At 56.5% G+C, this 14,337-nt stretch carries 11 protein-coding genes; 3 read left to right on the forward strand and 8 right to left on the reverse strand.

Annotation, left to right across the window (positions count from 1 at the left end; genetic code table 11):
• Window positions 1–53: 53 nt before the first annotated feature.
• Complete coding sequence (locus DV532_RS13775; RefSeq protein WP_056803649.1) at window positions 54–956, reverse strand: LysR family transcriptional regulator; 903 nt, start codon at window positions 954–956, stop codon at window positions 54–56.
• 100 nt (window positions 957–1,056) lie between these two features.
• Between DV532_RS13775 and DV532_RS13780 the strand changes: the two genes are divergently transcribed.
• Window positions 1,057–2,166, forward strand: a complete 1,110-nt coding sequence (locus DV532_RS13780; RefSeq protein WP_056803646.1) for an AbrB family transcriptional regulator — start codon at window positions 1,057–1,059, stop codon at window positions 2,164–2,166.
• 10 nt (window positions 2,167–2,176) lie between these two features.
• On the opposite strand, the gene DV532_RS13785 is transcribed toward DV532_RS13780, so the two are convergent.
• The 7 genes from DV532_RS13785 to DV532_RS13815 form a co-directional block, all read right to left on the reverse strand.
• Entirely contained in the window at window positions 2,177–4,261 is a 2,085-nt protein-coding gene (locus tag DV532_RS13785; protein WP_056803642.1) for a 3-hydroxyacyl-CoA dehydrogenase NAD-binding domain-containing protein, read from the reverse strand.
• A gap of 26 nt (window positions 4,262–4,287) precedes the next feature.
• Window positions 4,288–5,541: an OprD family porin gene (locus tag DV532_RS13790; protein WP_056803640.1), complete on the reverse strand. Its 1,254-nt coding sequence runs from the start codon at window positions 5,539–5,541 to the stop codon at window positions 4,288–4,290.
• A gap of 80 nt (window positions 5,542–5,621) precedes the next feature.
• Window positions 5,622–6,620, reverse strand: coding sequence for an ABC transporter substrate-binding protein (locus tag DV532_RS13795; protein WP_056803637.1), 999 nt, complete (start codon window positions 6,618–6,620; stop codon window positions 5,622–5,624).
• A gap of 36 nt (window positions 6,621–6,656) precedes the next feature.
• Window positions 6,657–7,424 carry an ABC transporter permease gene (locus tag DV532_RS13800; protein ID WP_003258714.1) on the reverse strand — a complete coding sequence of 256 codons (768 nt, stop codon included), beginning with the start codon at window positions 7,422–7,424 and terminating at the stop codon, window positions 6,657–6,659.
• A gap of 26 nt (window positions 7,425–7,450) precedes the next feature.
• Complete coding sequence (locus tag DV532_RS13805; RefSeq protein WP_082477086.1) at window positions 7,451–8,278, reverse strand: ABC transporter ATP-binding protein; 828 nt, start codon at window positions 8,276–8,278, stop codon at window positions 7,451–7,453.
• Between the two features lie 217 nt (window positions 8,279–8,495).
• Window positions 8,496–10,577 carry an acetate--CoA ligase family protein gene (locus DV532_RS13810; RefSeq protein ID WP_056803633.1) on the reverse strand — a complete coding sequence of 694 codons (2,082 nt, stop codon included), beginning with the start codon at window positions 10,575–10,577 and terminating at the stop codon, window positions 8,496–8,498.
• Between the two features lie 3 nt (window positions 10,578–10,580).
• Window positions 10,581–11,387, reverse strand: coding sequence for an enoyl-CoA hydratase/isomerase family protein (locus tag DV532_RS13815; protein ID WP_056803630.1), 807 nt, complete (start codon window positions 11,385–11,387; stop codon window positions 10,581–10,583).
• A gap of 82 nt (window positions 11,388–11,469) precedes the next feature.
• Here DV532_RS13815 and DV532_RS13820 point away from each other — a divergent pair, with 82 nt between their 5' ends.
• Window positions 11,470–12,306, forward strand: coding sequence for an IclR family transcriptional regulator (locus DV532_RS13820; protein ID WP_056805347.1), 837 nt, complete (start codon window positions 11,470–11,472; stop codon window positions 12,304–12,306).
• 430 nt (window positions 12,307–12,736) lie between these two features.
• Window positions 12,737–14,044 (forward strand): MFS transporter, encoded by a 1,308-nt coding sequence (locus DV532_RS13825; protein ID WP_056803626.1) that lies wholly within the window; start codon window positions 12,737–12,739, stop codon window positions 14,042–14,044.
• The last annotated feature ends 293 nt before the right edge of the window (window positions 14,045–14,337 follow it).

Below are 14,337 nucleotides of genomic sequence, written 5' to 3' on the forward strand. Positions count from 1 at the left end.
CAGTGTCGGAGAGCACTTCAGCAGTGACAATGAGCTAGTTCCACTGACTGGAATCAGATCTCTGAGAAAAATCGCTTCCCGTCTGCCTTCAGCAGCTCGACCATCAGCCGCACAGCCGGTGCCAGATAGGCCTCCGCTCGCACTGAAACGGCGACGGTCCGAGTCATTGTAGTCTCTGGAATAGGGACCTCTCTCAGCGTGGATTGCCAACGTCCAGACACTAATGTTTCCCGGGCCAGAAAGCTCAATAATTGCGTTTTGGCGATCAGTCTAGGCAGCAAGGAAACGGCATTTGCTTCAATCTGGACCGTAGGAGCAGGCAACTGATGTGACCTGAAGGCCTCGTCGATCCAGCGTCTGGAGGCAACTGCGTCGCCAGGCAAAACCCAGCGGTATTGGCATAGGGCTGCGATGCTGATAGCAGAAGAGAAGACGGAATGATCTGCGCTGGCTACGACGACAGCCTCATCTTGAAGAATTGGGAAGGTAAGCAGATGTGGATCGCCGGCATTCAAAGGGCAAATAATCGCATCCAGGCGCCCGGAGCTCAGGGACTCCCTGAGGATGTCATCTTGGCCGATCGAGAGTTTCAAACGCAGCTCGGGAGCGCGCTCCAACAAGAAGGATGCCAGCTGCGGAAGGAGGTGCTCGGCCATGCTCGCGGAACAGCCCAGGCGTATGGTTCCAATCTGCCCGCTCGCAAAGTCTCGTACTTCGCGCTCGGTCTCCGCAATACTCAGTTGTAACTGCCGCCCGCGCTGGAGAAGGAGCTCGCCAACCTCAGTGAGCCTTATTCTCCTGCCTTCTCGCCTGAAAAGCTGCGCGCCTAAAGCCTCTTCGAGACGCTGAATGCTTTTGCTGAGCGCAGGCTGACTTTTGTGCAACAACTCTGCAGCTTTACCGAGATGACCCGTTCGGGCAATGGTCTCGAAGTAAGTGAGGTCCCTAAGATCCATGATTCATAACTCTCGGTAATCGGTTCATCAAAAACAGCAAATGGACCACGCCCATTAGCCCCTCGGATAATCATCTGGCCCAGCATCCGAGGATTCTCCAGTGCCAAACCCCTCTTCACTCTCGAAGCCCGCCCTGCTGCAGTGGCTATGCGTGGTACTCGCAGCCGGCGCTGCGGGGCAATTTTTTCACTTCCTGCATATCCCTGCAGGTCTGTTCCTCGGGCCCATGCTCGCGGGCATTGCTTGTGGTCTTCTGGGCGTGACAATCCGTGTTCATCGTCATGCGTTTCGCTTCGGCCAAGGTTGCGTAGGTGTATTGGTGGCTCACTCGATGACTTGGCCAGTCATCCAGACGCTCGCACAATCCTGGTATCAGATGTTGGGTGTCACAGCCCTGACACTGGCCATGAGCGCACTGGTAGGCCTAGGAGCTATCCGATTCAGTGGCCTATCTAAAGCAACTGCAGCTTGGGGAACAGCACCCGGTGCAGCATCGGCGATGGTGGCAATGTCGGAGGATTATGGAGCTGATGCACGTGTGGTGGCGACCATGCAGTACGTTAGGGTGGTTTGCGTGGTAATAGTAGGAGCACTGGTGAGTCATGTGCTAGGTGCACAAACGCCCTCCTCGGGAGCCGCCAATGTGGGCCCGGTTGGAAACCTGACGGACTTAGTTATAAGTCTCGGGGTCATCTTAACCGGCGTTGCAGCGGGGACACGTCTACCGGCGGGCGCACTGCTGGTGCCACTGATGCTTGGTGGTGGACTTCAGCTGTCTGGTGCACTCACGATTGATCTTCCCAGTTGGATCTTCAGCCTGGGCTACGGTTTGATCGGGTGCTACATCGGCCTTAGATTTGACCAACGAACCGTCACGTACGTCTGGCGGCAGATGCCCGCAATGGTTCTGAGCTCTAGCGCCCTTATTTTGCTGTGTGCCGGCTCTGCCTGGTGCCTTGCAAAGTTGATGAATATTGATTTTCTCTCGATGTACTTAGCTACGAGCCCAGGCGGCCTAGACGCCATGGCGATCCTCGCTGTCGAAACGCACGCAGACACTGGCTTCGTGCTCGCCACCCAAACGCTGAGGTTGTTTTCCGTGGTATTGGTCAGCGTGGTGATAGCGCGCCACGCTTTGCGAGCGGCGCCCACTGCCCCGGCAGAAAAAAAGGGACAGCCGAAGTTGTGGTCAACGGCCGACCCAAAATAAACCCGCACAATCAGCCTTGGCTAAGTGGAACGTGCTCTTTTGCTCTGGATTGAAGCAAAGCGCAAACATTCAATTGCCGATCAGGATGTTTGAGGGCCCACTGCCCCAAGGTTTCACCGACCTGAGTCAGCCCGACCTGATCTGCATAATAGAGAAGCCCACCCCGATAGCGCGGGAAGCCATATCCATGGATCCAGACAAGATCGATGTCATTAGGGCTGTCGACGATACCTTGCTCCAACATGTGAGCGGCTTCATTGATCATTACGAACAAGCACCTCTGCAGGATCTCCTCGTCCGAGATTATCCGCGGCTCCAGTCCTCTCGCGTGACGGTGCTCAATAAGCATTCTCGCAACGAATGGGTCAGGAGCCCCCTTGCGCTGCCCCTCTTCATATCGGTAGTACCCCGCGCCGGACTTCTGGCCAAGACGGCCGGCTTCGTGGAGCTGCTCAATCAAATTGCATCGACGCTCAGCCTGGCCGAGGTGTTCCCCCCGGCCTTTCCTGTTGAACCACGCGATATCAACGCCAGCCAGATCACGCAGTTCAAAGGGACCGATCGGGAAGCCGAAGCCACGTAGCACTCGGTCGACATCCTCTGGTGATGCCCCTTCCTCCAGCAAGAATGTCGCTTCGCGCTCGCGGACGGCCAACAACCGATTCCCTACAAAGCCGTAGCAGTTCCCTACCGCAACCGCAGTCTTACCCAAGCGCCCACCCAATTGGAGCACCGTCGCCAGCACATCGGGTTGCAGGTGAGCGGTTTTCACAACCTCGAGCAGCTTCATGACGTGAGCGGGGCTGAAAAAATGCATACCGATGACGTCTCCTGGGCGATCGGTAACACCGGCAATCGCATCGACATCGAGGTAAGAGGTATTGGTTGCCAGGATCGCCCCGGGCTTGGCAAAACGATCCAGCGTTCGGAAGACGTCTTGCTTGACGGCCAAGTCTTCAAACACTGCCTCGATGATCAAATCTGTATCCGCGATCGCCTCAAGACTTCCTTCGTATCGAATATGGCCAGCATGCTCAGCCGCCTTTTCTGCAGAGAGGCGGCCTTTCTCCAACGCGCTGGCATAGTAGCGCTCGACAGTCGCTCGTCCGCGATCAAGCGCCGCAGGCTGAGTATCGATCAGCAGTGTCTCGATACCCGCGTTAGCCAAACACAACGCGATACCACTACCCATCGTGCCCGCTCCGATCACCGCGACCGAATCAACGGCACGAACTTGGGCTTGTCTAGCTAATGTGCGGCGGCGAGAGGCAAGATCACGCTCGGCAAAGAAGACATGCCGTAAGGCGCGTGCCTGAGCACTTTCACGCCGGGAAATAAACAGCTCTCGCTCCAACGCCATGCCCGCGTTAAAGGGAACCTGCCAAGCTGCCTGCAGTGCTTGGAGCGCGAGAGGTGGAGCCTCCTGCCCCACAAGCTTATGAAGAATCGCTTGAGCCCTACGCTGGAAAACCGCTAGATCAAATGCTGCCACGGTCCGATTGCATGAGCGCGGTATCGGCTGCCCAACAATCTCTTTGGCGAACTCCAGAGCAGACTCGAATACCGATGAGCGACTCAAGCGATCCAGTAAACCAATCTCCAACGCTTGCTCAACACCTAGCTGCTCCCCGCCCAATACCATATCGAGCGCCGGGAGCATCCCGCACAAGCGCGGCAGGCGTTGCGTTCCGCCAGCGCCGGGGATCAAGCCCAAACCCACTTCGGGTAGCCCGAACTGAGTGCCTGGACCTGCGATGCGGTAATGGCAGGCAAGCGCAAGCTCAAGGCCACCACCTAGGACCGAACCATGCATCGCAGCGATAACAGGCTTCGGCGAGTTTTCGATTGCCGCCAATACATCAGGCAGGTGCGGAGCCTGCAAAGGCAGATCGAACTCTTTTATATCGGCACCGGCGATGAAGGTACGCCCCTCACACACGATCACTACTGCCCGAATATCGGCGTCACCCGCCGCCTGCTCGAGTCTCGCAAGTACCTGTTCACGGACCTCACGCGAGAGGGCATTTACTGGCGGATTGTTGATGATGATCAGACCGACATCACCTTCGCGTTGAAGCGCTACGAGGGAGTGCATCGTTTCTCTCCTGGTGAGGATATTGATTACAGAAGCGACAACGGGTAGCTGACAATCACCCGCACATCATCGGCATCCCGAGCGAAGTCCGCGCGGTAGGTGGCACTGCGCAGACGCATGCTCAGCCCCTTCAGGGACCCGCTCTGCAACACGTACTGCAACTCGACATCGAGCTCGCGCTCGCCGTCCGAGCCCGAATCCACTCCGCGCACATCAGCTTGGTTGCCTTTCAGATATCGAGTCATGAAGGTCAACCCTGGGACACCCACGCTCGCAAGATCGAAGTCGTAGCGAGCCTGCCAGGAGCGCTCGTCCTTCTCGGCGAAGTCGCCCACCTGCACGAAGTTGACCAGGTAGGGGTCAGTGCCATCCACGTAGGGGAATGCCGAGTCCCCGGACATTTTTTGGTAGCCGAGACCAAAAGCGTGGCCACCCAGTTTGTAAGTACCCATGACACTAAGTGCGCGGTTGTCGATAGGTCCGCCGCGGGCTTGCCCCTGATCGTCGCTATCGAACACGCGGACATCACTCGTGAATGAGCCCCAGGTGCCCTTTCTACGATCAGTCAGACCGTAGAATCGCTGGGTATAGACGTCTTCGAGAACCGCGTACTGAGCCAACAAATCCGTACTATCAGCAACGTGGTACGTCACTCCCATCAGGTTGAAATCACCGCCATCAAGAGGGCCGCTAAACCGACGGTTCTTGTTGTTCAGTGCCAGCCCTGTGGAACCGGATTGATCGCGATATACAGTTCCCTGGATCTTCGCCCCGGTAAACTCCAAGGCTTTCCATTCGTTGACCTGAATCTGGGCACCGTCGAATGTCTGGGGCAACAAACGTCCGTTGTTAGAGACCAGGGTCGGCCATTTTGGTATCAACGTGCCGACACGGAGCTCGCTCTCGGACACCTTGACCTTGAGTGTCCCACCGGCTTTGGAGTAATTGTCCGGCACATCACCATCATCTTGCACGGGCAACAACCCAGTACCCGAACGACCCGGCCCTGAGTCCAGCTTGACCCCGAGCATGCCGATTGCATCGAAGCCAAAACCTATAACACCCGGCGTGTAGCCCGACTCGTAGCGCAGAATGAAACCCTGGGCCCATTCCTGTCGCTTGGATTGCGCACTGCCTTCGCGAAAGTCTCGGCTCATGTAGAAGTTGCGCAGCTCCAGAGAAGCTTTGCTGTCTTCAAAGAACCCTTGCGCACCAGCAAGCGGCAGATACACGGCAAAGCCAACCCCTGCCGCGCAGAGCGGCATATTTTTTTTCATCATTACTGCTTACCAAGAAGTTGATCGCGCGCGGCGGCAGTCCGTAGCCACCGCGCTGATCAGGCAGGAGTTTGCAAGGCGCTTCAGCGCACCTGGGTCAGGTAGTCTTCGGCTTTACCCGGGATTTTCTCGTTCTGGATCTCACCCAGGAACTTGATCGCACGATTGACTTCCTCATCGGTGAGGTAGGGTGTCTGGGGGAACGACTTGCGATTGTTCTCCCACGCGGCTGCATAAACCTTGTCGTTCACGCCCTCGAAGCGGCTGCGAACGGACTTCATGGCTTCCTGAGGCTGCTCGTTGATGAGTTTCGTGGCATCGCTCAAGGCAGCCAGGAAGGCTTTGACTGTGTCCTGGTTTTCAGTCGCCCACTGACGACGAGCACTGAGTGCAATCGATGGGTAGCCATCGAGTTCCGGTACCATTCCTTCGGACATGTCGAGCAACGTGTAGCCCTTATGGTCGATCACCGCGCTATCGGACGCCGGCGACGAAAGCGCAAAGCCGTCGATCTTGTTCTGGGCAAATGCTGCCAGCATCGCCGCACCGTTGTTGAGGTACAGAAGCGTGAAGTCTTTTTCTGCATTCAACTTCGCTTCTTTACCGAGGAAGCGCACGAGGAAGTCTGCACTGCCGCCGGCGCCGCTGACTGCCAAGCGTAGCCCCTTGAACGCAGCCAAACGTTGCTCAACCGTCGAGTCTGCTGTGAGGCCCAGGCGATCAGCGAGGTCTTGATGGATAACTATGTTGCTTGCGTATTGGCCGACCAAACGACCAAGCAGGGTGATGTCCGCGCCCTTCACCTTCGCGTTGATCGCATTCTGGATAGCACACGAGCAGAACTCGACCGAGCGACTGGCAAGCCCTGAGGCCGCCGCGCCGCCACCTTTGAATTTCACCAGTTCGACATCTAGTCCATGCTTTTTGAACTTGCCGCCGTCCAAGGCTACGAACAAGGGCATGTGAACAAACCCCTCCGTACCCAGAGCAACTTTAACGGTTTCGGCAGCCTGCGCGTAAAAGCTGGTTGCACTCATGGCAACGCTCAACCCCAGCGCAGAGAACAGACGCTTGATAGACATGGCAAAGACCTCTTTTTGTTGTTGTGTTGGTTGCAATCAGACGGACAGTTCACGTTCTTCCTGATCTTTTTTCCAAGGCATCAATGACGCTTCCAGTTTGCGCACAGCGGCTTGGAGGATCAGCGCAAGCGAGATGATTGCAATGAGCGCGGCGAACACGCCTGCCGTATCCAGCTGCCCGGCAGCGTCCTGCAGCAGATAGCCCAAGCCTCGGTTGGCGGCCATGATCTCGCCAACGATGGCGCCGATCAGCGCGTACGGGACCGACATCTTGAGGCCGGTAAATACCCACTGAATTGCCGAAGGCAGGACGACTTTGGTAATCAGGTGATGCTCTTTGGCACCCATCAACCGCAAAATTTCCAACTGCTCGCGCTCCACAGCACGAACACCGCTGTAGGTGTTGAGGAACACCAGGAAGAAGACGATGGTGGCGGTAAGTATGATTTTCATCTCTATGCCGATTCCGAACCACATGATGAAAAGTGGAGCCAAAGCGACTTTCGGCAGGCTGTAAATCGAGACAAGAATCGGGTCGAGCAATTTAGCCAGAAGCTCATTGCGACCGAGGATCAGGCCAACCGATATACCTGCGCAAGCGCCGAAGAAGAAGCCCACGAGGGTTTCAACCACAGTGATCCAACCATGCGAGAACAGACGGCCACTGGCGACCAGGTCAATGAAGCGGCTTCCGATTTCCAATGGCGAACTCACGAAAAACGGGTCGATCAATGGGCCTGAAGCGAATTGCCAGGACAGAAAGAGCACAGCAAAAATGGCGACACGGCCGAGGAAGATTTTCATGTTCGTAATTCTCCGGAAGAAGGACCTTAGGCGTCATGAGAGGGAGTAATGAACTCCCAAAGATCGCCGCACAACTCGTGGTAACGCGGGTCCTTGCGTAGCTGGAGAATGTTGCGGTCATCACCTAGAGGGATACTCACGTCGCGAACGATAGTGCCCGGACGTCCAGAAAAGATCAGGCAGCGATCGCCCAATGCCACGGCCTCATCCAGGTCGTGCGTGACGAACAGCACCGTTTTGTTGAGCTGACGGCTGAGCTTGAACAGCTCGGTCTGCATACGCATACGCAGCTGTGCATCGAGTGCAGCGAATGGCTCGTCCATCAGCAAGGTTTCTGGGTCGTAAGCCAGCAATCGAGCCAGCGCAGCGCGCTTGCGCATGCCCCCGGAAAGCTGGCTGGGATACGCCTTTTCATGCCCCTCAAGACCCACAAGGGACAGTAGTTCGCGAATCCGCTCCTGTCGCTTGGCTTTCGGGACCCCTTGGATTTCCAGCGGAATGGCGATATTGCCAGTCACATCACGCCATGGCAGCAAATGGTCGCTTTGGGTCATGTAACCGGTACGGCCGTTGATACCTTGAACAGCCTGGCCCCGGTAAAGCACTTCACCTGTTGTAGGCGCGAACAGCCCGGCGACCATGTTCAAAAGAGTGGACTTGCCGCAACCCGAAGGACCGATGATGGTCACCACCTGGCCTTGTTGGATGTCGACATTGATGCTGTGGGAGGCTTGCTTGGCAACCCCCTTCACGGTGAATGACTTCGAAACCTCTCTGAACGAAATAACCGTCGGTGAGACGGCTTTTGCGCCGATAGGCTCAGGTGAAGTGGCACTTTTCAACACGGCGGTCATGGCGATACTCCCGGCACGAAGGTGGCGTTCAGCTCAAAAATCTTGACTGTCGCAACTGAAGTGGTCGAAAGAGCGCTGCGCCGAGAAGCGGCGGAATAGAGAGTGTTCATAGCGACCTACTTATTTTTATGAGTCAGAAATGAAGCGTTCTTTGATTATGCAAGCGTGAGATATGAGGTCAAAGAGGCTGTTCCACTGAATGGAACAGCCGATTTTTTCACGCGATGATCGTCAAGCCATCCAGAGCGATGACCCCGCTACCCGCAGGACGAACAAGGAGCGGGTTGATTTCCGCCTCGACCAATCGGTCGCCGAGCTGCATGGCCATTTGCGAAAACGCCACGATGCATTTGGCTGCGGCGTCGACGTCTGCCTTTGGCATGCCGCGGAAGCCATCCAATAGCGGGTAGGTTTTCAGTTCACTCAGCATTTCCCGGGCTTGCTCTTCACTCACAGGCAGAAGACGCAAGGTCGTATCCTGGAAAAGCTCCGCAGTGACGCCTCCCATTCCGAGCAGCAGTGCTGGGCCGAGCTGAGGGTCCCGGTGGAAGCCGAGGATCAGCTCCTGCCCGCCAGTGACCATCTCCTGGACCAGGAACGACTCCGGGGTGAAGCCGACATGCCCGCCGACCTCATCCCGCATGCGCTCCAAACGATCCCCGATGGTGTCCGAAGTAAGATGCAACGCTACTCCACCCACTTCACTCTTGTGCGGGATCAGTTCCGAGAGCACTTTCAAGGCTACATGACCGCCGAGTTCGCTCGCGGCCTGCGCTGCTTCTTGCCCGTTCTTCACTACCCGTTCGCGAGTGACCGGGATGCCAAAGCCCGCGTACAAGCGCTTGCTACGCTCCTCATCAAGCGGACCACTTGGCAGTTCTTCCACCCTAACTGCTGCCGCTGACGGGGCTACATCGGCCGCACTCGCCGACCTCACCTGACCGCTCATGACCAAAGCCTTTAGCGCGCTAGCGCAGCTCTCCGGAGCATTGAACGCAACACCACCCGAGCCGTTGATACGCTGAGCTGCTGCGGGGGCGTGGGGACTGATGTAGGCCAGGACTGGCTTATCCGAACTCGCTAGGCTGTCGCGAATAGCGTCCGCCATCAAATGAGGTTGAGCGACACCCGATGAGCCAACTACGCTGACCACCGCATCGTAGTCATCGCTGTCGAGCAGAATGCCGATGGCGCTGCGCATCAACTCTGGCTGCAAGCCTGCGAGGGTCAAATCGATGGGATTGCGGTCGAGCACCGCTTGGTCACCGATGTCCAAGTTACGCAGCTTCTCGGCAGTTTCCGGCCCAGGCGCAGGTGTTTCGAAACCGCTCATGCCCAGGTTGTCGGCGATCAGGGTGCCAGCTCCGCCGGTCGAGGTCAGGATCGCTACACGATAGCCATTCATCGATCTCCCGCTTGCCAACGCGAAGGGGATATCGAGCAAATCCGCGAAAGTTTCCGCGCGGATCACACCGAGCTGCTTGAAGTAAGCGGAGTACAAGTCGTCAGAGCCAGCCAGCGCGCCCGTGTGCGAATTGGCGGCATGAGCACCTGCTTCGGACCGCCCTACCTTGTAAACCACAACTGGCTTACCAGCACTGCTGGCCTTGCGAGCTGCTCGACTGAATTTTTCGCTGTCGCGCAGTCCTTCGATGTACAGCGCGATGACCGATGTGGCAGGGTCATCAGCGAGATAGTCGACGAAGTCTGCGACGTCGAGATCGACCTCGTTGCTGGTGGAAATGAGCTTTGAGAAGCCAATTCCGGCAGCGACACCGCGAGAAAGAAGAGCGCCCAGGATACCGCCGCTCTGAGAAACCACAGCGACACGGCCGGGGAGCAGTGCGTCCATGTCCAATGCACCACTTGCAGAGAGGGTCACGTGCTCCGTGAGGTTGACCAGCCCGATGGTATTAGGACCAAGGATTCTCATCGAGCCGCGTGCTGCCTTGAGCTCTTCTTGCCGTAGAGCCCCGGTTGTGCCGGTCTCACCATAACCACCCGCCAGTACGATTGCTGCTGGGCAGCCGCGTGCAGCCAGATCGGCAACAGCCTGGTTGGCCCGCTCTGGACCAAGCAATATGATCGCCACATCCGGCACCTCCGGCAGCGCCTCCACCGAGGGATAGCAGCGCAATCCGTCGATTTCCTCATACCGCGGGTTCACCGGGTATAGCCGGCCCTGGAAGCCATGTTTGCGAAGGAATGCGATGGGGCGGCCGGAGGTTTTCCGGGCGTCACCCGATGCGCCGATAACGGCGACGCTGGCAGGGCTGAGAAGACGTGCAATCTGGTCCATGATTCAGCTCCGCTCTGCCTTGCGAGCAAGGAAGGCGGCAACCGACTCCTGATGCTCGCTGGAGGTGTAGCAGATTCCCTGGGCTTGGCTGCCCATGGAGAAGATCTGGCTCTGGGTCAGCTCGAAGGTGTTATTGAGGATCGACTTGCTCAGCGCCAAAGCGGTAGCCGAGCCAGCAGAGATCTGCTGAGCCCAATCCCGAGCTGCAGGGAGAAGGTTCTCATGCGGTGCCACGCGATCGATCATCCCGATCTGCTGTGCTTCGGATGGCGAAACGTTGCGACCGCTGAAGATAAGCTCTTTTGCTTTGCTCAGCCCAACACGGCGTGGAAGGAAGTACAAACCACCGCCATCAGGAATCAGGCCCCGCGCGATGTAACTCATAGCGAAAGAGGCTTGCTCGGATGCGATGATGAAATCACAGCTCAGCGCCATATCGCAGCCCAGCCCGGTTGCCGCGCCGTTGACTGCAGCAATGGTGGGTTTAGGCAGGTTATGGAGCAGCGACACTGCATGGTGGACGCGCTGCTGCCGCTTCCAGCCGTTGAAGGCTACCGAACCGGCCGGTGCACTCATCCGGGCTTGCATGCCCTTGATGTCGCCGCCGGCGCAGAAACCTTTGCCAGTGCCGGTCAGGATCAGCGCTTTGATGCTGCTGTCCGCCGCGACATGCTCAAGGTGCTCGATGAGCAGCGATCGCATTTCATCGCTGATGGCATTACGTGCCTCTGGACGGTTGAGCGTCAGGGTTGCGATACCGTCAGTGACGGTAAGGTCGATCGGAGTCGACAATTCCGGGGAAGTCGTCATGCGGTGCCTCTCTTATTATTCGGTTGATTGACCGCCCAGCAATGAGCCAAGCTTGATTCCAATCTGAGGGAGAGTGATTTTCATGACAACGCGACCGTTCCACCTATTGGAACATGGCGAGAGCGGCCTTACCTCACCTCACATCCCTGGGCAAGGCAAGGCACCGCTCAATCGCTCGCTGGAGCGCGGGCTAGATATTCTTCGCGCCTTCAGACCCGGCAGCGAACATCTGACCAATGGGGACCTGAGCGAGATCACCGGACTATCAAAGTCCACTGTCAGCAGGCTTACACAGACCCTCGTACGCTCTGGTTTCCTGGATTTCGACAGTATTTCCAGGGGCTACAGGCTAGCGCCTTCGGTACTTGGCATGGCCCACTCCATGTACCACGGCAGCTTTCTGCTTCAAGTCGCTACGCCTCTGATGGCCCAGGTGGCGCGAGACCACCAAGTGAATGTTGGCCTAGCCGCAGCGGACGGTGACGAGATGATCTACCTCGAGTCGATACGTTTTAGTAAACGCAAATCTCCGCGAAACGTACTGACCGGCCAGCGGCAGCCCATGGAAATGACATCCTTGGGTAGAGCCTATCTATCGATCCTGGACGAAGCGCAACGACGGCCTCTGATCGAGCTGTTCAGATCAAGACGATGCGAAGCCAGGGCTGGACAACTTGCGCTAGAGATCGAGGCCGCGATTGCCGATGTGAAAAACAACGGGTATTGCGTAGCGTCATGGCAGCCTGAAGTCATCGCCATCGCTACCCCGCTGAGCCACCCGGTGTACACAACTCACGCTCTGAACATCAGCCTATCGACGGTCGAAGCTCAGGAAGGTGTGATCGAACGGTATGCTCCGATTCTTCTGAGCCTCGCCGATGCCATCCGTGCAATGCTTGCTCGGCCTGAGAATGAGTGAGAACTCAGGCTCCATTTTCGCGCCATGGCCTATGAGACTGTGAAAAGCAGACCTACAGCCGTTATTTCACGCCTGCATCCACGCACCGCGCCCCCAAACCCCGGGCAAAAAAAACGCCTAGCGTACCCGCACGGTAGCTAAGCGGTGTGTGAAAGAACTGAGCATAAGCCAGACGTCACTACTAAGTATGGGAATTCTGATTTGTCGCTGCACTGGACGCATTTCTGAACCGGGCCGAAACGCAGCCTGAGAGATTATTTATTATCAAAAAAAATTCAAATGCTTTGTTTTTATAGGATGCAATTCCTGAAAGGCATGGCAAATGTATGCCGCAATGGTATAGCAAGTCATGGTGTAAAGGTCTTGGCGATCTGCGTTCTAGCTGCTCTATGCTGCTGAGCCCTGTCCCTACAAAAATAATGGTCGCCAGATGCCTACCTTGACTGCTTCAATCGCGCGGGAACGAGACCCTGCGGAAATACGGGCTTGTAAAAAAGCAGCGCTACGGCTTGTTCCTCTCTTGGCCCTTGCCTACTTCTTCAACTATTTGGACCGTACTAACGTAGGGTTCGCCTCTCTTACAATGAATGATGACCTAGGGCTAACTGCGTCGCAGTTTGGTTTCGCAGCAGGAATCTTCTACTTGGGTTATTGCATATTCGAAGTCCCCAGTAATTTGGCCCTCTACAAGTATGGGGCTCGACGGTGGCTTGCAAGGATCATGATTACGTGGGGGTTGTTTGCCGCCGCAACCTCTCTGGCACAAGGCCCCACCAGTTATGCGATTATCCGTTTGCTCGCGGGAATTGCTGAAGCAGGATTTTTCCCTGGCGTTATCTTCTTCCTTTCGTTGTGGTTCCCCGCTCATTACCGCACCAAGGTTATGGCGTGGTTTCTTTTCGCGATCCCAATGTCGTCCGTTCTTGGCGGCCCCTTGTCCGCCGCGATGTTGCAAATGGATGGCATCTGGGGCTTTGCTGGCTGGCAGTGGTTACTCGTCCTCCAAGGGCTTCCAGCATGCTTCCTAGGGCTCTTGTGTTTGCGCTTTTTAGCTGACAAGCCAACTGATGCCGGTTGGTTGACGACAGAAGAAAAAGCAGCTCTACAAGCCGTTTTGGACGCTGAGCATGAATCCAAAAGCGCACACAGCTTCCGCCAATCGCTTAAAGACCCTCGGGTCTGGTTGCTTGCTGCAATTCTATTCAGCTACATCATCGGCATTTTAGGCATCGGCGTATGGCTGCCACAAATTCTGAAGAGTCACAACCTGACTACCATGCAGATCGGATGGATTTCCGCTGCTCCCTACTTGATTGCCAGCGCTGCCATGCTGGTGTGGGCAAAGGTACTGGCACGTAAAAGACGCTACATCCTTCACTTGGCGCTCACCTGCGGTACCGGGGCTGCCGGCTTTATATTCTCTGTGGTCTATAGCGACTTTTTACCCGCTCTATTTGGACTGACCGTTGCTCTTATCGGGTTGTGTTCCGTACGTACCTGCTTCTACAGCATCCCTTCGACCTTTTTGAGTAAGCAAGCAGCCGCAGGTGGCATTGCATTCATCAATGCAACAGGTAGCTTGGGCGGCTTGGTCGGACCTTACGCTGTCGGCTGGCTCAAAGATGTGACTGGTTCGTTCAGCGCTGGCTTGATGGGCATGGCGTTCATGCTCTGTTTAGCGACTGTGCTGACGATTGTTCTCAGTTTCCTGGTCAAGTACAAAGCCTTTGAGTCATGAGATAGCGGGCATCTTCGCTAAATCTCTGTGCGCAAACCAACGCAAATAAAAAAGTAGGGCGCTGTTCGCCTCCACGGTCCAACCGAACGTAGCTGTTTGCTCTGTAAGACCCTAGATAGGATTAGCATTGGAGGACGGCGGACACTAAAAGATAACTGGTTTCGTCAGCGCGACACGTAGTCTGTGGGAGCGGGTTAACCCGCTGATCGTGTCCCGGGCAGTGGTGTAACTCATCCTGCGGCGTTGCTGAGCGTCCGCGCCGCCTATGCTCGATCAGCAGGAAACCAAGATTG

Origin of the sequence: Pseudomonas sp. Leaf58 (assembly GCF_003627215.1) — a bacterium.
Classification (GTDB): domain Bacteria; phylum Pseudomonadota; class Gammaproteobacteria; order Pseudomonadales; family Pseudomonadaceae; genus Aquipseudomonas.